The sequence below is a fragment of the Streptomyces sp. NPDC030893 genome, from assembly GCF_055571535.1.
Window position 1 is genome coordinate 220,049 of the sequence record NZ_JBVIFC010000006.1, and the last position, 17,830, is coordinate 237,878.

Here is a 17,830-nt window from a genome sequence, read left to right on the forward strand (position 1 = left end):
CCCGAGCAGCCCTCTTAGGAGCGTCCCCCGCATGCGGAAGATACTCGTCGTCGGAGCCGGCCAGTCCGGTCTCCAGCTCGCCCTCGGCCTCCAGTCGCACGGGTACGAGGTCACCCTGATGTCCAACCGGACGGCGGACGAGATCCGCACCGGGCGGGTCATGTCGACGCAGTGCATGTTCCACACGGCCCTGCAGCACGAGCGCGATCTCCAGCTGAACTTCTGGGAGTCGCAGGCCCCGAGGATCCAGGGGCTCGGCGTCTCCGTCGCGGCCCCCGGCTCGTACGACCCGGGTCCGACACAGCGCGCGGTCGACTGGCTGGGCCGGCTCGACGGGTTCGCCCAGTCGGTCGACCAGCGGGTGAAGATGGCCGGCTGGATGGAGACCTTCGCCCAGCGCGGCGGCCAGCTGGTCATCCACGGCGCTGCGGTCGGCGACCTCGACTACTTCTCCCGCGCCTACGACCTCGTGCTCGTCGCGGCGGGCAAGGGCGAGCTCGTGCAGATGTTCGGCCGGGACGCGGAGCGCTCCCCGTACAGCGAGCCGCAGCGCGCCCTCGCCGTCGCCTACGTCCACGGCATGGGCCCGCGTCCGGAGCACCCGGAGACGGAGGCGGTCCGCTGCAACCTGGTCCCCGGTGTCGGCGAGATGTTCATCATGCCGACGTTCACCGTCTCGGGCCGCGCCGACATCCTGTTCTGGGAGGGCATACCCGGCGGCCCGCTGGACGCCTTCAAGGACGTCAGGGACCCCGCCGAACACCTCTCCCTGACCCTGGCGCTCATGGAGAAGTTCCTCCCCTGGGAGTACGCGCGGGCCACCAAGGTCGAACTGACCGACGCCGGCGGCACCCTCGCCGGCCGCTACGCCCCCACCGTCCGCAATCCCGTGGGCCGGCTCCCCTCCGGCGGACTCGTCCTCGGCGTCGCCGACGTGGTCGTCGCCAACGACCCGATCACCGGCCAGGGCTCCAACTCGGCGTCCAAGTGCGCCGCCTCCTACCTCGCCTCCATCCTGGAGCACGGCGAGAAGGAGTTCGACGAGACCTGGATGCGGGCGACCTTCGACCGCTACTGGGAGACGGCCCGGCACGTCACCAAGTGGACCAACGCCATGCTCGCCCCGCCGCCGGAGCACGTGCTGAACCTGATCGGCGCCGCGGGACGGCTCCAGTCGGCCGCCGACCGCTTCGCCAACGGCTTCGACGACCCGGCCGACTTCGAGAACTTCTTCTACGACCCGGAGCGGACCGGCGCCTACCTGGCCGACATCTCGGGCGCGTAACCGGCGGAGTACCCCGCGTCGGACCCCTCCGTCGCCCCCTCGGGGAGCTCCGGCATGTCGTAGCGTGCCAGGGGCTCCCCGTCGGGGTCGGGGCGTACGGCACCGAGCACCGGGTTGGCCGCGACGGGGGAGACCTTGATCCTCGCGCCGGGGCGGGGTGCCTGCACCACCATGCCGTCGCCGAGGTAGAGGGCCACGTGCGTGGCCTCCGGGAAGTACACGACGAGGTCCCCCGGCCGCAGCTCCGCCAGGTCGATCCGCTCAAGCCGGGCCCACTGCTCCTGGCTGGTCCGGGGGATCGGCGTCCCCGCGGCGCCCCACGCCTCGGAGGTCAGCCCCGAGCAGTCGTACGTCGCCGGCCCCTCCGCTCCCCACTCGTACGGCTTCCCGAGCTGCTCCACGGCGTACCGCACGGCCCGTTCGCCCGCCGCCGTGGGAGGCGCGCCGCCGCTGCCCAGGGCGCCGGAGGCGACCAGTTCCTCCTGCGCCTCGGCGACCCTGCCGCGCTCCAGCTCGGCCAGCGCGGCGAGCTGCCCGGCGGTCAGCGAGGCCAGCAGCTCCTCGACCTCGTGGAGCCGGGTCCGCACCTCGTCCCGCTGTTCCCGGCTCCGCTCGGTGAGGGCGCGCCGGACGTCGAGTGCCTCGCGGGCCCGGCGGGCCAGTTCGCCGGCGGTCCTCTCCTCACCGGTGAGCCGGCCCACCGTCGCCGCCCGGTCCCGTGCCAACCGGCCGATCACATGCCCCTGTTCGAGCGCGCGCTGCGGATCGCGCGCCAGCAGCAGACGTACGTACGGGGACAGCCCGCCGGCGCTCTGGTACTGCTGCCGGGCCAGCCGTCCGGCCTCCGACCGGCTGTCGTGCAGTGAGACGCGGGTGCGGGCGAGGGCGCGCTCCAGCCGTGCGGTCTCGGCGTGCTGCTTCCTCAGCCGTTCCTCGGTGGCGTTGTAGGCCTCGGTGGCCTTTCCCGCCTCCCGGTAACGGGTCTGAAGCTCCGTCAGCAGCTCGGCGACGGAGCGTGCGCCGGGGCCCTCCGCGCCCCCGCCCGGTTCCGGCGCGGCCGGCGCGGACACGGGTACGAGTGCGGTCCCGGCCGCCAGCGCCACCGTACAGACCAGACGCGGGAGCATTCCTGACACGCCATCACCTCCGACACGGGGCGGCCCGTCCGCTCCGCATCGCGAGCATGAGGCGGGCCGGCGGGGCCCGCTCGCCGAGTGTGCGCGGTTCGGCGCAACGGCGTCACCCGTCGGCGTCGTCCGGCTTGCCCTCCGGCGTGGCGTCCGGCACGGGCGCGGGCTTCGACCACGGCCACCTCGGCCGCTCGCCGGCCCGTCCCGCCGGGTCGTACAGATACTTCCACCCCCGGGCCAGCCCGGTGCGCGAGCTCTGCGCGCGGGGCACCCGCCGGTAGACCAGCACCGTGGGCGGGCCGCCGTCCGGAGCGGGGACGGGGATGCGGTACGTCTTGGGCGGGTGCCCGGTGATGCCCAGCAGCACGGGCAGGACGCGCCCGTCCATGGGCCCGCCCTCGAAGGGGGTGTCTTGGCTCTTCACCTCACCAGTTTCGGACATGGCGCCCGGTACCGGCCGCACGGGCCGTCCCGCCCGCTCAGAGCTCCGCGGCCAGGGTCCGCACCAGCTCGTCGCTCTGCGCGTCCCGCCGTGCGGTGACCGTCAGCAGCGCCACGAACTGCTCCACCAGCCAGTCCCGCAGCTCCTCCAGCGGCGGCTGCTTCTCCTCGTCGAGCCAGATCAGCGAGGCGGCCTCCACGGCGGTGATCCACATCCGGATGGTCATCCGCAGCCGGGGGCCGGGGCCGGCCACGCCGAGATGGCTGAGGATGTGCTCGGCGGCGGCCCGGCGCACCCCGTCCACGATCGCGGTCGTACGGGAGGTCTCCACGACGCTGCCACCCTGGAGCAGCGCGCTGAACCCGGCGTCGTGCTGGTCGACGAAGGTGAGGTAGCGGTCGACGGCGCGGGACAGCCGGGGCAGCAGCGGGCCCTCGTGCGGCTCGTCGAAGCAGTCGCGCAGCTCGTCGGCGGCGGACCTCAGGGCCGCCTCGTACAGTTGCTGCTTGCCGCCGGGGAAGTACCGGTAGACCAGGGGCCGTGACACACCGGCGGCCTCCGCCACGTCGTCCAGGGACACCTCCTCCGGGGCGCGGTGGGCGAAGAGGGACAGCGCGGCCTCGAGCAGCTGACTGCGCCGTTCCTCGACGCCGAGCCGCCGGTAGGCGGGGGTGGGGGCCTGCGGAGTCATACCCGCAGCGTAACCGTCCGCGCACGGTGCCCGCCCGGGGTCCCGCTACGCCAGCAGCCCCGACGACTTCCACAGCCGCCGCCCGGCCCCGCGCAGTATCCCGATGTCGTCGAGGAAGTCCGTCAGCCGCTTCGACCCCTGCTGCATCACGTCCCGGCGGTGCCCGCTGGCCTTCACCTGGGCGACGGCCTCCCGCCGGTCGAGGCCGACGTTCGCGTACACCTCGGGGTTCACGAAGGCCACGGAGAACACCCGGGCGAACTCCCCGGAGGTGACCCGGGTGAACTCCTGCGACCACTTCGGGGCGGTCACCATCTGCCGCCGCAGCTCCTCACGGGCGTAGCGCACGTGCCGGGCCTCCTCGACGACGTGGATGCGCGTGACGCCCCGGATCAGCGGCTGGACCCGCTCGTCCGGGAAGGTCAGCCGCTGCATCCAGTCCAGGACCTCCTCGCCGAGCAGGGTCGCGGTGAACGAACCGGGCGTGGTGGAGATCGTCTTGAACAGCCGGCCGAGGTTCCGGTGCACCCGGCTGACGGGGTACCAGGGCGTGCCCCCGCGGGTGATGACCCGGGCGAACATCTTCGAGTGCCGGCACTCGTCCTCGATCTCGGTGAGCGCGTAGCGCACGTGCGCGCTGGTGGCGGCCTTGTCGTAGATGTGCCGCACCAGCAGCTGCATCAGGATCAGCTCGAACCAGATCCCGAGCGAGGCCAGCGCCGCCGCCTCGTGCCGCGAGAGCAGGATGCGCTGCTCCTCGCTCATCCGCCGCCACATCGGGGTGTCGTACAGCGACACCAGCTCGGGCGGCCAGAACCACTTGCCCTCCTCGAAGGGGGCCTCCCAGTCCAGCTCCTCGTCCGGGTCGAAGGAGTGCCGGGCGGACGACTCGAGCAGCCGCTGGGCCACCTGCTCCCGGTCCTTGAGCAGTCCGAGCGCGTCCCGCAGGCCATCGATCGCGTCGGCTTCCGACAGGGTCGTCATGACGGTTCCACCTCGGGGGCGTCTCGGGTTACCGGCGGGTCACCCACTTATGAGACTGCCTGTCAGCAAGCCCGTCAATCCCTTGGGCGGGACTTGTCGACGACAGAACCACGGGGGGCGTCAACACAGCGCCGAACGGCCACACGACGGAGCGCACCATCCGCGATCAGTCCGAGTACGCTGATGGCGTCCGTCAGACTCCGGCACATGGGAGCGATCATGAGCGCCGCACGCGACTACGGGCTGGACGACGACTACGAGTGGCCGCGTCCGCCCGCAGCCGGCTGGACGGCGGACGACCTCGACGAGCTCCCCAACCTGCCTCCGCACACGGAGCTGATCGACGGGAACCTTGTCTTCGTGAGTCCGCAGACCACCTTCCACATGCGCACGATCCGCCTGCTCGACCATGCCCTTTTCCACCAGGCGCCGGACGAGTTCGAGGTCTACCGAGAGTTCACCGTGACACTCAACAGCCGGAATCGTCCGGAGCCTGACGTGCTGATCGCCCGCGCCGGGGCGGACACCGGGCCCAAGCAGACCAGGCTTCTGCACGAGGACGTCGTTCTGGCCGCCGAAGTGGTCTCGCAGGACTCGGTCGACCGGGACCGTGAGGTCAAGCCCCGCAAGTACGCGGGCGCCGGCATCCCGCACTACTGGCGCGTCGAGGAGAACGACGGGCTCCCCGTCGTCTACGTCTACGAACTCGACCCGATGACCAAGTCGTACGTCCCCATGGGCATCTTCCACAACCGGCTCAAGCTCACCGTCCCGTTCCCCGTCGACATCGACCTCACCGCCGTCGACCGCCGACGCTGACCGGTCCGGCCCCGCCTACGGCTTCAGCACCGCCTGCATCACCGCCCGCGCGATCGGCGCGGCCGTGCCGCCGCCGCTGATCTCACCCCGGTCGGCCGCCGCGTCCTCGACCACCACCGCCACCGCCACCTTCGGCTCCATGTCCTCCTCGTGCTGCGCCCAGGAGATGAACCAGGCGTACGGCATACCCGAGTTGCCCAGCCCGTGCTGCGCGGTCCCGGTCTTGCCGCCGACCACCGCACCGGGGATCGCGGCCTTCTGCCCCGTACCGTCCTCCACGACACCCCGCATCAGGTCCCGCATCCGCATCGCCGTCGCCGGATGCATGGCCCGCCGTACCGGACGGGAACCCGCCGACGACACCGTGCCCCCACCGGCCCGGGTGGTCCGCTCCACCAGGTACGGCTCCCGCACCTGCCCCCCGCCCGCCACGGCCGCCGCCACCATCGCCATCTGCAGCGGTGTGGCCCGCGTGTTGTACTGCCCGATCGACGACAGTGCCAGCTGCGCCCGGTCCACCGTGGTGTCGAAGGTGCTGCGCGCCACCGGGAACGGAATCCGCAGGCCGTCGTCGTTGAAGCCGAAGCTCTGCGCCATGCCCTTCATCCTCGCCACCCCCGTGTCCACCCCGAGCTTGGCGAAGACCGTGTTGCAGGACCACACGAACGCCTCCCGCAGTGTGGCGTCGCCACAGCCCTCGGACCCGTTGGTCAGCCGGGTCGTCGTCCCCGGCAGGGTGTACGGGTCGGGGGAGTCCGTCGGCTTGTCCAGGCCCTTCACCACGCCCGCGTCCAGCGCCGCCGCCGCGGTGACCACCTTGAAGGTTGAACCCGGCGGATACGTCCGCTGCACCGCCCGGTTCAGCATCGGCCGGTCCGGGTCGGCGTTCAGCCGCGCCCACGCCTCCCGCGCCGCCGTGCCGTTCCCCGACAGCAGCGCCGGGTCGTACGACGGTACCGACACCAGCGCCAGGATCCGCCCGGTCGACGGCTCCACCGCCGCCACCGCCCCCTTCCGCCCGCGCAGCCCGTCGTACGCCGCGCGCTGCGCCGCCGGATCGATCGTGGTCACCACGTTGCCTCCCGCGTTGCGGGAGCGGGTGAGCTCGTTCCACCGCGGCAGCGGCGCGAGCAGCGGGGCGGCGCCGGAGAGCAGCCCGTCCTCCGTGTGTTCCAGCAGCGTCGTGCCGTACTCCTGCGAGGCGAAACCGGTCACCGGGGCGTACAACGGCCCGTCGGCGTACGTCCGTTCGTAGCGCAGGTGCTCCCCGGTGTCCCGCGACCCGGTGACCGGCCGGCCGGCGACCAGGATGTCGCCGCGCGGCTGCTGGTAGCGGGAGATGGCGTCACGGCGGTTGGCCGGGTTGGTCTCGTAGTCCCCGGCGTGCAGCACCTGCACGCGCGCCGCGTTGACCAGCAGCGCGACCAGCAGCAGGGCGCAGAACAGCGCGGCGTGCCGGATGTGACGGGTCACCGCGGGCCACCCCCGTCGCCCTGCCGCCGCGCGCGGTCGCTCAGCCGGACCAGCAGCGCCACGATCGTCCAGTTGGTCACCACCGACGAGCCGCCCTGCGCCAGGAACGGCATCGCCATCCCGGTCAGCGGGATCAGCCCGGTCACCCCGCCCGCGATCACGAACACCTGGAGCGCCACCAGCGAGGCGAGGCCCACCGCGAGCAGCCGGCCGAAGGGGTCGCGCAGGGCGAGCCCGGCCCGGTAGCCGCGCTCCACCAGCAGCCCGTACAGCAGGAAGATCGCGGACAGCCCGGCCAGGCCCAGCTCCTCACCGGCCGTCGCCAGGATGAAGTCGGACTTCACGGCGAAGCCGATGAGCACGGAGTGCCCGAGGCCGAGCCCGGTGCCGAGGATCCCGCCCTCCGCGAAGGCGAACAGCGACTGGGCGAGCTGGCCCGGGCCCTCGCCCGCCTCGATGGAGGCGAACGGATGCAGCCACGTCTCGATCCTGTGGTGCACATGCGGCTCCAGCCGCCCCACGGCCACCGCACCCAGCGAGGCCAGCAGCAGCCCCACCGCGATCCAGCCCGTGCGGCCGGTGGCGACGTACAGCATGACCACGAACAGGCCGAAGAAGAGCAGGGACGTGCCGAGGTCCCGCTCCAGGACCAGGACGCCCACACTGACCAGCCAGACGGCGAGGATCGGGCCGAGCACCCGACCGGTGGGCAGCTGGAGTCCCCAGACCCGGCGGCCCGCGTAGGTGAGGGCGTTCCGGTTCGCCGCGAGGTAGGCGGCGAAGAAGACGGCCAGCAGCACCTTCGCGAACTCGCCCGGCTGGATGGAGAATCCGGCCACCCGGATCCAGATCCGGGCCCCGTTCACCGCCGGGAAGAGGATCGGGACCGTCAGCAGCACCAGCGCGACGGTGACACAGACGTAGGTGTAGCGCTGGAGCACCCGGTGGTCGCGCAGCACCAGCACGACCGAGGTGAACAGCGCCACGCCCAGCGACGACCAGATCAGCTGGGTCGGGGCGGCCGGTTCGCCCGGCGCCTCCAGGTCGAGCCGGTAGATCAGCACCAGGCCCAGGCCGTTGAGCAGGACCCCGATGGGCAGCGGCAGCGGATCGGCGTACGGGGCGCGCCAGCGCACCGCGAGATGCGCGACCAGGGCGAGCACACCGAGCCCGGCGCCGTAACCGGCGGCGCCGGGCGGGACGGTGCCGTTCCTGGCGAGGCCGACGGCGCAGTATCCGTACACCGACAGCGCCACCGCCAGGACGATCAGGGCGAGTTCGACGCCGCGGCGCCGGGGGAGGCCCCGGACGGTGGGCGTCGGCGTATCCGCCGTCGCCAGGGTGATACCGGCCTTGCTCATGTCCGGAACTTACCCACATGGTGCGGATTGCGGGCTTCGGTCATCAGCACCAGCGTGGCGCGGGGCCGATGTTGTCGATGTGCCCGGCCGGGCCCCAGGCCCAGGTGCCGTCCGTGAGGAGGTACCAGAGCGGGTTGCCGTTCACCTTGTCGCCGGGGACCTTGCAGAAGATCGAGACGACCTCGCCCTTATGGGCGTACCGGATGATGTGCGAACCCCGGTTCGGGGCGGTGCGCAGCGCCAGCTTGCTCGCCGTGACGACACCCTTGTACTGGCCCTGGTCGCCGTGGTCGCCACCGGCCTGGTTGTTCCAGTCGCCGTTGCCGCCGCTCTGCTGGCCGGAGTTGCTGTCGTGGCCGCCGTTGCCGCCGCTCTCCTGACCCGAGCCGCTGTCGTGGCCGCCGCCCTGTTGGCCGGAGCCGTTGCCGTTTCCGCCCTGCTGGCTCCAGTTGCCCTGACCGCCGCCCTGGTTCGGGTCGTCGGCGGCGAAGGCCGGGGTGACGGCGGTCGCGATCGCGAGGGCCCCGGCGGCAAGAGCTATGGGCAGTCGGCGGGCGATCGGGGGACGCGGGGCCATGGCGGTACCTCCATGTAGGGAGAAAACAGGTCGAAGCTGACTTGTCGCCAGACTAGGAGCGCCCCCCGCCGGCCCGCCCGCCCTGCTGCGCCATCGGGGACGGCACTGCGCCCTCCGGGTCACGCGCGCCCGCCGGTCGCCTCTCCGGCGGCGACCGGCTTCTTGCCCCCGCGGCACCCGCCTGTTCCCATGGACGGGGGAGTGATGGGCATGGACGGACTGCGCGTCGTACCGAGCCGGCGGCACGGCCGGGAACGGCTCTACGTCTGCCTCCCGGACGGCCGGAACCTCGCCTGGTACGACCGTTCGACGGCCCGCGTGAACCTGCTGCTCGGCGCCGGCCACCAGGAAGCGGTGCTCACCGCGCTCGGCCCCTACCTCACCGGCCCCGTCTCGGTCGGCCCGCCCCCGGCCCCCACCCCCGCCGACCTGCTACGCCTCTCCCTGCACCCCGACGACGACCTCGCGCCGAACCGCCCGGGCGAGGCCCTGCTGATCGCCCTCGACCGCGATCCCGGCCCGGTCCGCCGACTGCGCCCCGACCCGCGCCGCCGGGCGCTCACCGCGCAGCAGGCGGTGGGCGAGGCCCTGGACCGCACGGACGGCGCGGGCTGGCACACCCTGCACTCCGTCCCGCTGCCCGGCGGCGACCGCATCCACCACCTGCTGATCGGCCCCGGCGGCCTGTACGCCGTCCACGCCCTGTACGCCCACCGGCGGCGGGTCACGGTCACCGGCCCCCGTGTCGCCCTGGGCCGGCACCAGCCGCGCCCCCTGCTGCACCGCGTCCGCTCCGACGCCGACCGCGCTTCCCACGCCCTCACCGCCGAGGTCCGCCCGGTGCTCGTGCTGGTCGGCGCGTCGGACGTGACGGTCCCGGCCCCGCCCCACGGCGTGCGCGTCCTCACGGACACCGACGTGCCGTCCCTGACCCGTACGGGCGGGGTCCTCAAACCGGCCGACGTGGAGGCCCTGCACGCCATGGCCCGGGACCGGAACACCTGGACCGGCCTCTGAGCGCCGCCGGCGCGACCCTCACGGCAGCGGCGCGCGACCGTCACGGCAGCGGGCCCGCGTGGGCGCGGTCCAGCAGCGGCGCCAGCAGGTCGCCGTAGTCCTGCACCCGCGGGCCGATGTCCGGGGCGCTGAGGGTCAGCAGGTCCGGGGAGCGGCAGTCCTCGACCTCGCCCCAGGTCACCGGCGCCGACACCAGGGGTTCGGAGCGGGCGCGCAGGGTGTAGGGGGTGGCCGTGGTCTTGCGGGCGGCGTTCTGGCTCCAGTCGACGAAGACCTTCCCCTGCCTCAGGCTGCGGGTCATCCGGTGCAGCACCAGCCGGGGCATCGCCTTCTCCGCCTCCACGGCCAGCCGCTTGGCGTACTCCGACACCTGATCGGAGGAAGCGCCCCGCACCCCCGCGAGCAGATGCAGTCCCTTCGACCCCGAGGTCTTGGCGTACGCCTCGATGCCGTCCGCCGCCAGCCGCTCCCGCAGCCACACCGCGACCTCGCAGCAGTGCACGATCGTCGCCGGCGGCCCGGGATCCAGGTCGAACACGATCCGGTCGGCCTCGCCCGGGTCGTCGATGAGCCACTGGTGCGTGTGGAACTCGGTGACCAGGTTCGCCGCCCACATCAGGCTCGGCAGATCCTGCACCAACACCATCCGGGCCGGCCCCTCCGACCTCGGCACCTCGGCGGTGGTGACCCACTCGGGCGTACCCGGCGGCACGTTCTTGGTGAAGAACACCTGCCCGTCGGGCCCGTCCGGATACCGCAGGAACGACACCGGTCGGTCCCGCAGGTGCGGCAGCAGCACGTCGGCGACGGTCGCGTAGTAGTGCAGTACCTCCGCCTTGGTGAACCCGGTGGCGGGATACAGCACCTTCTCCAGATTGCGGAGCGCGAGCCGCCGCCCCTCCACCTCAGTGATAGGCGCCATACGATGAGAATCTCACGCAAAGCATGACAAACACCCCGACAGTGATCGGACGACGACCGGAAAGGTGCTGCACGTGAGATCCATTTGGAACGGCGCGATCTCCTTCGGCCTGGTCAGCATCCCGATCAAGCTGGTGAACGCCACCGAGAGCCATTCGATCTCCTTCCGCCAGATCCACACGGAGGACGGCGGCCGGATCCGGTACCGCAAGTTCTGCGAACTGGAGGACCGCGAGGTCACCGGCCAGGAGATCGGCAAGGGCTACGAGGACTCGGACGGCACGATCATCCCGATCACCGAGGAGGACCTGGCCGGACTGCCGCTGCCCACCGCCAAGACGATCGAGATCGTCGCCTTCGTCCCCGAGGAGCGGATCGACCCGCTCCAGATGGACGCGGCGTACTACCTCGCGGCGGGCGGGGCGCCGGCGGCCAAGCCGTACACGCTGCTGCGGGAGGCGCTGAAGCGGAGCAATAAGGTGGCCATCGCGAAGTTCGCCCTGCGCGGCCGGGAGCGGCTGGGGATGCTGCGCGTGGTCGGCGACGCCATCGCCATGCACGGACTGCTCTGGCCGGACGAGGTCCGCGCTCCCGAGGGCGTCGCACCCGACACCAGTGTCACCGTCCGCGACAAGGAGCTGGACCTCGCCGACGCCCTGATGGACACCCTCGGCGAGGTCGATCTGGAGGACCTGCACGACGAGTACCGGGAGGCGGTGGAGGAGGTCATCGCCGCCAAGGCCTCCGGCGAGGCCCCGCCGGAGGCGCCCGCACCGGAGCGCGGCGGCAAGGTCCTGGACCTGATGGCCGCCCTGGAGAACAGCGTCCGAGCGGCCCGCGAGTCCCGGGGGGAGGAACCCGAGGACGCCGAGGTCAAACGGCTGCCGCAGCGCGCGGCCAAGGAGAGCGGCGGCGGCAAGCAGACAGCGACGGCGAAGAAGAAGACAACGTCCTCGACCCGGAAGTCCACATCGCCGAAGTCGAGCGACGCGGAGAAGAAGACCCCGGCGAAGACCACCTCCAAAACGCCGGCGAAGAAGACTCCCGCAAAGAAAACCACCTCAAAGAAGACCCCCTCCCGCAAACGCTCGGCGTAGACCCCGCACCGGCCGGGTCCGCCGCCTTCCGTCCTTCGCTCTCACGATCCCCTACAACCACGCGCCGCCCCCCCGCTCCCCGCACGCCGGTCCGATGGATCCCGGCACCCGTGTTCGCCGTCTTCCTCCGGGGGTGTGCTTCGATGTGCGCGATCTGCGAAACCCGTACGCGTGGCGGTGGGGGACGGGACGTGGGGGAATTCCGAGACTGCGGTGGAGGGCATGACCGAGGACGAGTTCGACGCTTTCTACGCCGCCGCGTTCCCCCGCCTGACCGGGCAGATCTACGCCTTCACCGGCGACCTCGGCGAGGCCCAGGACGTGGTCCAGGAGGCGTTCGTACGGGCCTGGGACCGGCGCCGCAAACTGCACGCCGACGGGGCCCCGGAGGCGTGGGTGCGCACCGTCGCCATGCGCCTCGCGGTGAGCCGCTGGCGGCGGGCGAGACGCTGGCTGGAACTGGTACGGCACACCCCGCCACCCGAACCGGCCCCCGGCCCCGGCCCCGACCGCACCGCCCTGGTCGCCGCGCTGCGCCTGCTGCCCGAGGCGCAGCGCATGGCGGTCGTGCTCCATCACCTGTGCGACCTCAGTGTCGAGCAGGTAGCCTCCGAGACCGGCGCACCCGTGGGGACGGTCAAGGTCAGACTGTCCCGCGGACGGGCGGCACTGGCCAGACACCTGGCGGTGGACGAGGCCGAGGAGCCGGCCTGGAGGGAGGGCGGCCGTGTCGGATGAACTCGGCACCGCCTTGCGCGAGTTGGCGGCACGGCACGAGACCCCGCCCCGCGTGGACGCCGCGGAGATCCGCAGCCGCGCCGGTCGCCGCTCCCGCCGCCGCAAAGCGGCCCTCACCCTCACCACCCTGGCCACCGCGGCCTGTGCGCTGACGGCCGCCGTCGTCACGCTGCACACCAAGGACCGCGCGGACGACCGGCACCTCCCGGGCGCGGCGGCCGACGCCCCGGCCGTTCCGGGCGCGGCGACCCCGACCCCGCTCCTCCCCGCGTCCACGGGAGTGCTCGACCTGGGCCGCCACACCCTCACGGTCGGCGACCGCGTGCTGCGCGTCGACTCGCACTCCTTCGGCCGGTTCCCGCCCGGCACCCGGCTGACCGTGAAAGCCAAGGCGGAATCCGACCTGCTGCCCCTCGAAGGCCGCCCCGCGGCCCGCAAGGAGGTCGAGGTCCCCTACCTGGTGGAGCTGCGCACCCCCGGCCAGGAACCCGTCTACGCCGGTGGCCTCGCCTTCGACACCAAGGCACTCGTGGGACTGGACACCGACTCGGGCTGGGTGGGCATGAGCGTCACGGACGCGGAGTGGTTCTACCGCCGCGTCCGGGTCGGCGACGGAATCGACCTCACCTCGACGCCGATGCCGGCGCCGAGCACCCCCCGACCGCGCGCGGCCGGGGGAACCATGTCGCCTCCTCCCCCTTGACCGCCCCCGACGTCAGCCCTCGGATGAAGGACCGCTGCAACGCCGGGAAGGCGCCCCACCAGCAGCACCCCGATGCCCGCCTCGTCGTCCGAGCGCAGGGAGCGCAACGCCGGCGGCAGCGTGTACGGGGCGGGGCGGGGTCGGTGACGCGCGGGCGCCGCGCAAACCGGAGGTCCCGCGCCCGCCCCGTACGGACCCGCCGGGGACGACGCCGCCCCCACAACCGCCCCCGCACGGCACCATGGACCCCATGGCCGACGACAACCGGATCGTGAACACCCACCAGTTCGAGGCGTGGAACGGCTACGAGGGCCGCCACTGGGCCGAACACCAGGCGCGCTACGACGCCCTCAACGACCCCGCCAACACCCCGCTCCTGAACGCCGCCCGCATCCACACCACGGACACCGTCCTGGACATCGGCTGCGGCAACGGCCACCTCACCAGACTCGCCGCCCGCACCGCCCACCGAGCCGTCGGCATCGACCTCTCCGCCCCCATGCTGGAACGCGCCCGCGAGACCGCCGCCGCCGAACACCTCACCAACGTCACCCACCTCCAGGCCGACGCCCAGGTCCACGACTTCGAACCCGCCTCCTTCGACGTCGCCGTGAGCCGCTTCGGCGTGATGTTCTTCGCCGACCCCATCGCCGCGTTCGCCAACATCGGCCGCGCCCTGCGCCCGGCCGGCCGCCTGGCCTTCGTCTGCCCGCAGCCGTTCTCCGAACTGGACCAGTCGGTGATCTTCGCGGCCGTAGCCGAGCACGTGACCCTGCCGGACTTCTCCGAGAAACAGGAAACGGGCCCCGCCTCCTTCGCCGACCCCGCCCGCACCACCCACGTCCTGTCCGAAGCCGGCTTCGACTCCCTCACCGTGACGCCGCTCGAAGTGCTCCAGCAATGGGGCACGGACGCCACGGACGCCACCACCTTCCTCTTCGGCTGGGGCCCCATGCGCCACTGGCTCCGCGACGCCACCCCCGAGGACGTCGCCAGGGCCCGCCAGGCGGCAGAGACCGCCTTCCGCACCTACGCGACGGCCGAGGGCGTACACCTCACGGCCCGCTACTGGCTGGTGACGGCCAACTGGCCCGGCACCTCGCCGTCCCCGTGACAGACGGGACGGCCCGGGGAGACCGATCCCTCACCTCGTGGGGTACCCGACCGCCCCGACGTCCTTTACAAGGTGGTCCGTCACAACGCCCCCCGGGTTCAATGCGCGAACCACTTCCCCGGTCAGAGGCCGCGAGGAGAGAACGTGACGGACCGCGTCCAAGTCGACCGGAACCTCGTAGTAGTCCTCGGCCCATCGCTGGAACGCCTCCGGCGAACGGTCCACCAACAGCCGGAAGAGGGATCCGGCACCGTCCGGATCCCCCGATGCGGCGTCGGGAAAATCGATCCTCCCGGCATTCCAGCCGCCGTCACCCGTCTCCCGCCACACACACGCCGTCACGAGGAGCATCCCGTACTCGTCCGAGAACGCCGGCTCCTCGACCCACGACCGGAAGACCTCAGGAACCTCGTCGATCACTCCGGGCCACGGCCCGTCCGCCTCCCCGTACGGGCTCATGGGCGACTCGTGATCGAACCCCCGGATGCAGGCGCCTGCCGGGGAGAAAACTATCGAGTACCCGTCCCCGGACCCGTTCTCCATCGAGGCCATCGACTCCGTCTCGGACCAGCGGTCGTCGAAGAAGTGCCGGCGGTGTGCGGAGTCATGGCTCAGGAGCATCTCCAGCACGGCCAACGAGCGGCAATGCTCCCGGAGTACGGCGATCTCGGGCAGGCCTCGGGCAACGTCATGAACGGTCATCCGAACATCCAACCGCAGAGCCGGACCGGCGGCGTTGGCGCCGGCCGACGTTTTCCTCGAAGGCGTCTCCTTCCCGTCCTCCGCCTGGGCGACCCCCGCCCCGGAGAACAACCTGACGGGGAACACCGATCACTGCCCGCCCGTACCATCTGCCTCGTCCACGATCGAGTTCGCGGAAAGGCGGTCATACAGTGCACGGTGGGGAAGGTACGGCCCGGCGAATAGGCCGCACACTGGCGCTGACGGCGTCGATGGGTCTGTTGGTGGCCGGCTGCGGCGACGGCCTGGGCGATCCGCCCCCCAACCCGGCCTCCGGGCCGACCGTCAAGAGCTGTGTGACCCCCTTCGACGACCTCGTGGCCGACCTTAACGCCGACGGCACACCGGACCGGGTCTCACCCGGCTCCCTCACCAGCGACGACCTGACCATCACCTTCGGAGCGGAGGACGGCGGGAAGGACACGAGGGTGGGCCCCCGGGACCTCGTAGGAGACGACGGCGAGGAGGCCCACGACGTGCTGGCCGTCGTGGCCGACTTCGACCAGGACGGCTGGAACGACCTCTTCGTCGTCGCCACCCCCGAGTTCAGCGGCGACAACCCGGAGAAACCGGACGTCTCCGAACTACGCCTGGGCCCCTTCTCGGCAAGCGGAGCCGGCCAGAGCACACATCCCGTCTCCCTGATCGAGCCACGAGCCCTCGCCGTGGCCGACTACAACAACGACCGCTACCCGGACCTCGCCGCCTACGGCCACGCGGGCGACGGCGTCTACTCGACGACAGCCCGCCTCGGCAGCGAGGACGGCCTCGACAGCGACCGCAACGAAAAGAACGCCGAGTACAGCGAGTACGCCGAACAGACCGACCAACAAACCCCCACCGACATGCCCCGCGCCACCCCGACAGCCTTCCACCCGGCCTGCGCCCCCGACACCACCGGCTGACGCACGCGTCCGACGGCTGAGGAGGGCGCACTGCACTTCCAGCGACCGGAAGCCGGGCCGGACAGCCGGCAGCCCCCGTCAGCTCACGTCAGCCCGCGGACAGGTCCGTCGCCGTACAGCGCGTCGATGTCTACCAGGAGGACATCGCGGCGGTGCCCGGCGGCCTCGATGACATCGGGATGGAAACCGTGCAGGGAGAACAGGGCGAGGGCCGCGTCGTCCGGCCGGTGCCCCTGGGCGGCGAGCAGGTTCCGGATATGTTCGAGACGCTCGAGGTCCTTGAGCCCCCGGGGCTGGACGGTGGCCTTGGCCTCGCCGATCAGGGCGATGGCAGCTCGCGGGTTCTGCGGGCGTTCGCCGGGCGCCATGGCGAGCACGTCGACTTCGTGTTTGGTCCGGGCAGTCGGATCGGCGATCTCTGCCCCACCGACCGCGCCGAGCCCCAGCCCCGTCTCGTCGAAGGCGAAGGAGCGGACCCATTCGCGCGCGGTCTCCTCGAAATGCGGGCCGAGGATCTTCGAGTGGTACGTCGGCCGGGACGACTGCCACACCTGGGCACCGCGTCGCCGTTCCACCAGGTCCACCATGGGCAGCGTGATCAGCTGGTTGAAGCGGATCACCGGGTCGGCCACCCTGATGGTTGGGTGCCGTGCCTTGAGCAGGTCCTGCTCCTTGCGGACGTAGCCGGTGGACTCGAGCACCTCCAGCGGGCCCACCATGGCGGAGCGGGACCGTTCCAGCATCGAACCGACCTTCGCCGGGGTCGAGGCGCCCCGGGCGACCGCGGACAGTACGTCGTAGTAGAGCGTCCGGTGGGTGATCCGCGGGTCCTCACGCAGCAGGAATTCCGCCTCGACCCGGGAGTAGAGGGCTCGTCCCGGGTCCAGCAGGGTGCGCTCCACCCAGGGGGCGAAATCCTCCTCCCGCTGCGGCGCCCGCCCCGCCGCCAGTGGCCGATAGCCGGGGGCGCCGCCCAGCACGGAGTCGACCTGAAGTGCCACTGCCGGGTCCGCGATGCCCCAGTGAGTGCGGGAGGTGCGGTAGTCGAAAGCCGGCAGACGCAGATCCAGAACCGCTCGGCCGCGCAGGGGCTTGGTCCCGGACAGCAACTCGGACATCACACTCATCGCCGAGCCGCACAGGATGATCCGGCCTCCGGGTGCCTTGCCGGACTGCGACTGGTCGTACAGCAGTTGCAGAAACCCGGGGATCTCCGGGGAGTGCTCCATCAGGTACGGCAGCTCGTCGATGACGATCAGCGGCGCTCCCGGCGCCCGGTTCACCACATCCAGCGCGGCGGTGAGTACGTCCCGCCAGTCGTCCAGCCGCATCGCCCCGGGCCGCACACCCGCGTGCGCGGCGATCGCCTCGGTGAACCGGTGCAGCGCGGGCACCCGGCCTTCCTCCTGCACAGCGGTCAGGTACAGCCCGCCCACGGCATCTGTGAGCGCCTCCAGCAGGAACGACTTCCCGTTCCTCCGGCGCCCCGAGACGATGGCCAGCCGCAGTTCGGTGGCCGGATCGGCGAGAAAGTCGTCCAGGAGGGCCCACTCGTGATCACGGCCCAGCAGCCGCTCCGGCTTTACCATCCGTTCACTCACAGCCCCTCCGTTCTTGTCCAGGCCCACCTGAACAAGAATTGTAGGGCCTCCCCTTAACTCCTGCTCGTCCATAGTGCTCCGCGGCGGGATAGTCGCGGGTACGGTCTATGGCGATTCCTCCGGCAATGCACGACGAGTGGACCGACAGAACGACCCGGAGCCGCCTCCACCCTCCGGAGGAGTGGCGGGACGTCCGCTGACGGAGCCCTCGGAGATCCAGGCGCGCTGACC

At 71.9% G+C, this 17,830-nt stretch carries 18 protein-coding genes; 8 read left to right on the forward strand and 10 right to left on the reverse strand.

Going from position 1 to position 17,830, the window contains the following annotated elements:
• Window positions 1-31: 31 nt before the first annotated feature.
• Window positions 32-1,285, forward strand: a complete 1,254-nt coding sequence (locus ACZ434_RS15120) for a styrene monooxygenase/indole monooxygenase family protein (RefSeq protein WP_468455695.1) — start codon at window positions 32-34, stop codon at window positions 1,283-1,285.
• Here the strand turns inward: ACZ434_RS15120 and ACZ434_RS15125 are convergent.
• The 4 genes from ACZ434_RS15125 to ACZ434_RS15140 form a co-directional block, all read right to left on the reverse strand.
• On the reverse strand, window positions 1,258-2,421 hold the full coding sequence (locus ACZ434_RS15125; RefSeq protein WP_468455697.1) for a C40 family peptidase: 1,164 nt from the start codon (window positions 2,419-2,421) through the stop codon (window positions 1,258-1,260). The two genes, ACZ434_RS15120 and ACZ434_RS15125, sit on opposite strands and share 28 nt — an antisense overlap.
• A 103-nt stretch (window positions 2,422-2,524) precedes the next feature.
• On the reverse strand, window positions 2,525-2,839 hold the full coding sequence (locus ACZ434_RS15130) for a hypothetical protein (protein WP_468455699.1): 315 nt from the start codon (window positions 2,837-2,839) through the stop codon (window positions 2,525-2,527).
• A 55-nt stretch (window positions 2,840-2,894) separates the two neighbouring features.
• Window positions 2,895-3,548, reverse strand: a complete 654-nt coding sequence (locus ACZ434_RS15135; protein ID WP_468455701.1) for a TetR/AcrR family transcriptional regulator — start codon at window positions 3,546-3,548, stop codon at window positions 2,895-2,897.
• 45 nt (window positions 3,549-3,593) lie between these two features.
• Window positions 3,594-4,532, reverse strand: coding sequence for an AurF N-oxygenase family protein (locus tag ACZ434_RS15140; protein ID WP_468455703.1), 939 nt, complete (start codon window positions 4,530-4,532; stop codon window positions 3,594-3,596).
• Window positions 4,533-4,751: 219 nt separating this feature from the next.
• Here ACZ434_RS15140 and ACZ434_RS15145 point away from each other — a divergent pair, with 219 nt between their 5' ends.
• Entirely contained in the window at window positions 4,752-5,351 is a 600-nt protein-coding gene (locus ACZ434_RS15145) for a Uma2 family endonuclease (RefSeq protein ID WP_468455705.1), read from the forward strand.
• A gap of 15 nt (window positions 5,352-5,366) precedes the next feature.
• Here the strand turns inward: ACZ434_RS15145 and ACZ434_RS15150 are convergent, their stop codons facing one another.
• The 3 genes from ACZ434_RS15150 to ACZ434_RS15160 are packed head-to-tail and all read right to left on the reverse strand — an operon-like array spanning window position 5,367 to window position 8,762.
• A complete protein-coding gene (locus tag ACZ434_RS15150; protein WP_468455707.1) occupies window positions 5,367-6,824 on the reverse strand; it encodes a penicillin-binding transpeptidase domain-containing protein in 1,458 nt (485 codons plus the stop codon).
• Window positions 6,821-8,185: an FtsW/RodA/SpoVE family cell cycle protein gene (locus ACZ434_RS15155; protein ID WP_468455709.1), complete on the reverse strand. Its 1,365-nt coding sequence runs from the start codon at window positions 8,183-8,185 to the stop codon at window positions 6,821-6,823. Before ACZ434_RS15155 ends, ACZ434_RS15150 begins: the two co-directional genes overlap by 4 nt.
• Before the next feature lie 43 nt (window positions 8,186-8,228).
• The gene (locus ACZ434_RS15160; RefSeq protein ID WP_468455711.1) at window positions 8,229-8,762 is read right to left on the reverse strand and encodes an SH3 domain-containing protein; all 534 of its coding nucleotides are present in this window, start codon (window positions 8,760-8,762) and stop codon (window positions 8,229-8,231) included.
• Window positions 8,763-8,972: 210 nt separating this feature from the next.
• On the opposite strand from ACZ434_RS15160, the gene ACZ434_RS15165 reads away from it, so the two are divergent.
• Window positions 8,973-9,779, forward strand: coding sequence for a nuclease-related domain-containing protein (locus ACZ434_RS15165; RefSeq protein ID WP_468455906.1), 807 nt, complete (start codon window positions 8,973-8,975; stop codon window positions 9,777-9,779).
• 40 nt (window positions 9,780-9,819) lie between these two features.
• On the opposite strand, the gene ligD is transcribed toward ACZ434_RS15165, so the two are convergent.
• On the reverse strand, window positions 9,820-10,701 hold the full coding sequence (gene ligD / locus ACZ434_RS15170; protein ID WP_468455714.1) for a non-homologous end-joining DNA ligase: 882 nt from the start codon (window positions 10,699-10,701) through the stop codon (window positions 9,820-9,822).
• A gap of 73 nt (window positions 10,702-10,774) precedes the next feature.
• On the opposite strand from ligD, the gene ku reads away from it, so the two are divergent.
• The 4 genes from ku to ACZ434_RS15190 all read left to right on the forward strand — a co-directional run bounded on the left by ku (window position 10,775) and on the right by ACZ434_RS15190 (window position 14,352).
• On the forward strand, window positions 10,775-11,797 hold the full coding sequence (gene ku, locus ACZ434_RS15175) for a non-homologous end joining protein Ku (RefSeq protein WP_468455716.1): 1,023 nt from the start codon (window positions 10,775-10,777) through the stop codon (window positions 11,795-11,797).
• 222 nt (window positions 11,798-12,019) lie between these two features.
• Complete coding sequence (locus tag ACZ434_RS15180; RefSeq protein ID WP_468455718.1) at window positions 12,020-12,535, forward strand: SigE family RNA polymerase sigma factor; 516 nt, start codon at window positions 12,020-12,022, stop codon at window positions 12,533-12,535.
• On the forward strand, window positions 12,525-13,238 hold the full coding sequence (locus ACZ434_RS15185) for a hypothetical protein (protein ID WP_468455720.1): 714 nt from the start codon (window positions 12,525-12,527) through the stop codon (window positions 13,236-13,238). The genes ACZ434_RS15180 and ACZ434_RS15185 overlap by 11 nt, the downstream gene beginning before the upstream one ends.
• A gap of 250 nt (window positions 13,239-13,488) precedes the next feature.
• Window positions 13,489-14,352: a class I SAM-dependent methyltransferase gene (locus ACZ434_RS15190; RefSeq protein WP_468455722.1), complete on the forward strand. Its 864-nt coding sequence runs from the start codon at window positions 13,489-13,491 to the stop codon at window positions 14,350-14,352.
• Window positions 14,353-14,382: 30 nt separating this feature from the next.
• On the opposite strand, the gene ACZ434_RS15195 is transcribed toward ACZ434_RS15190, so the two are convergent.
• Window positions 14,383-15,054, reverse strand: a complete 672-nt coding sequence (locus ACZ434_RS15195; RefSeq protein ID WP_468455724.1) for a hypothetical protein — start codon at window positions 15,052-15,054, stop codon at window positions 14,383-14,385.
• 191 nt (window positions 15,055-15,245) lie between these two features.
• Here ACZ434_RS15195 and ACZ434_RS15200 point away from each other — a divergent pair, with 191 nt between their 5' ends.
• Window positions 15,246-15,998, forward strand: coding sequence for an FG-GAP-like repeat-containing protein (locus tag ACZ434_RS15200; protein WP_468455726.1), 753 nt, complete (start codon window positions 15,246-15,248; stop codon window positions 15,996-15,998).
• An 83-nt stretch (window positions 15,999-16,081) separates the two neighbouring features.
• On the opposite strand, the gene ACZ434_RS15205 is transcribed toward ACZ434_RS15200, so the two are convergent.
• Window positions 16,082-17,587, reverse strand: a complete 1,506-nt coding sequence (locus ACZ434_RS15205) for an AAA family ATPase (protein WP_468455908.1) — start codon at window positions 17,585-17,587, stop codon at window positions 16,082-16,084.
• Window positions 17,588-17,830: the final 243 nt, after the last annotated feature.

What these genes read in the sequence shown, in the direction of transcription:
- ACZ434_RS15160 (WP_468455711.1), bottom strand. Translation starts at nt 8,762, where the DNA reads ATGGCCCCGCGTCCCCCGATCGCCCGCCGACTGCCCATAGCTCTTGCC.
- ACZ434_RS15195 (WP_468455724.1), bottom strand. Translation starts at nt 15,054, where the DNA reads ATGACCGTTCATGACGTTGCCCGAGGCCTGCCCGAGATCGCCGTACTC.
- ACZ434_RS15205 (WP_468455908.1), bottom strand. Translation starts at nt 17,587, where the DNA reads ATGGTAAAGCCGGAGCGGCTGCTGGGCCGTGATCACGAGTGGGCCCTC.
- ligD (WP_468455714.1), bottom strand. Translation starts at nt 10,701, where the DNA reads ATGGCGCCTATCACTGAGGTGGAGGGGCGGCGGCTCGCGCTCCGCAAT.
- ACZ434_RS15120 (WP_468455695.1), top strand. Translation starts at nt 32, where the DNA reads ATGCGGAAGATACTCGTCGTCGGAGCCGGCCAGTCCGGTCTCCAGCTC.
- ACZ434_RS15145 (WP_468455705.1), top strand. Translation starts at nt 4,752, where the DNA reads ATGAGCGCCGCACGCGACTACGGGCTGGACGACGACTACGAGTGGCCG.
- ACZ434_RS15180 (WP_468455718.1), top strand. Translation starts at nt 12,020, where the DNA reads ATGACCGAGGACGAGTTCGACGCTTTCTACGCCGCCGCGTTCCCCCGC.
- ACZ434_RS15190 (WP_468455722.1), top strand. Translation starts at nt 13,489, where the DNA reads ATGGCCGACGACAACCGGATCGTGAACACCCACCAGTTCGAGGCGTGG.
- ACZ434_RS15140 (WP_468455703.1), bottom strand. Translation starts at nt 4,532, where the DNA reads ATGACGACCCTGTCGGAAGCCGACGCGATCGATGGCCTGCGGGACGCG.
- ACZ434_RS15165 (WP_468455906.1), top strand. Translation starts at nt 8,973, where the DNA reads ATGGACGGACTGCGCGTCGTACCGAGCCGGCGGCACGGCCGGGAACGG.
- ACZ434_RS15155 (WP_468455709.1), bottom strand. Translation starts at nt 8,185, where the DNA reads ATGAGCAAGGCCGGTATCACCCTGGCGACGGCGGATACGCCGACGCCC.
- ACZ434_RS15135 (WP_468455701.1), bottom strand. Translation starts at nt 3,548, where the DNA reads ATGACTCCGCAGGCCCCCACCCCCGCCTACCGGCGGCTCGGCGTCGAG.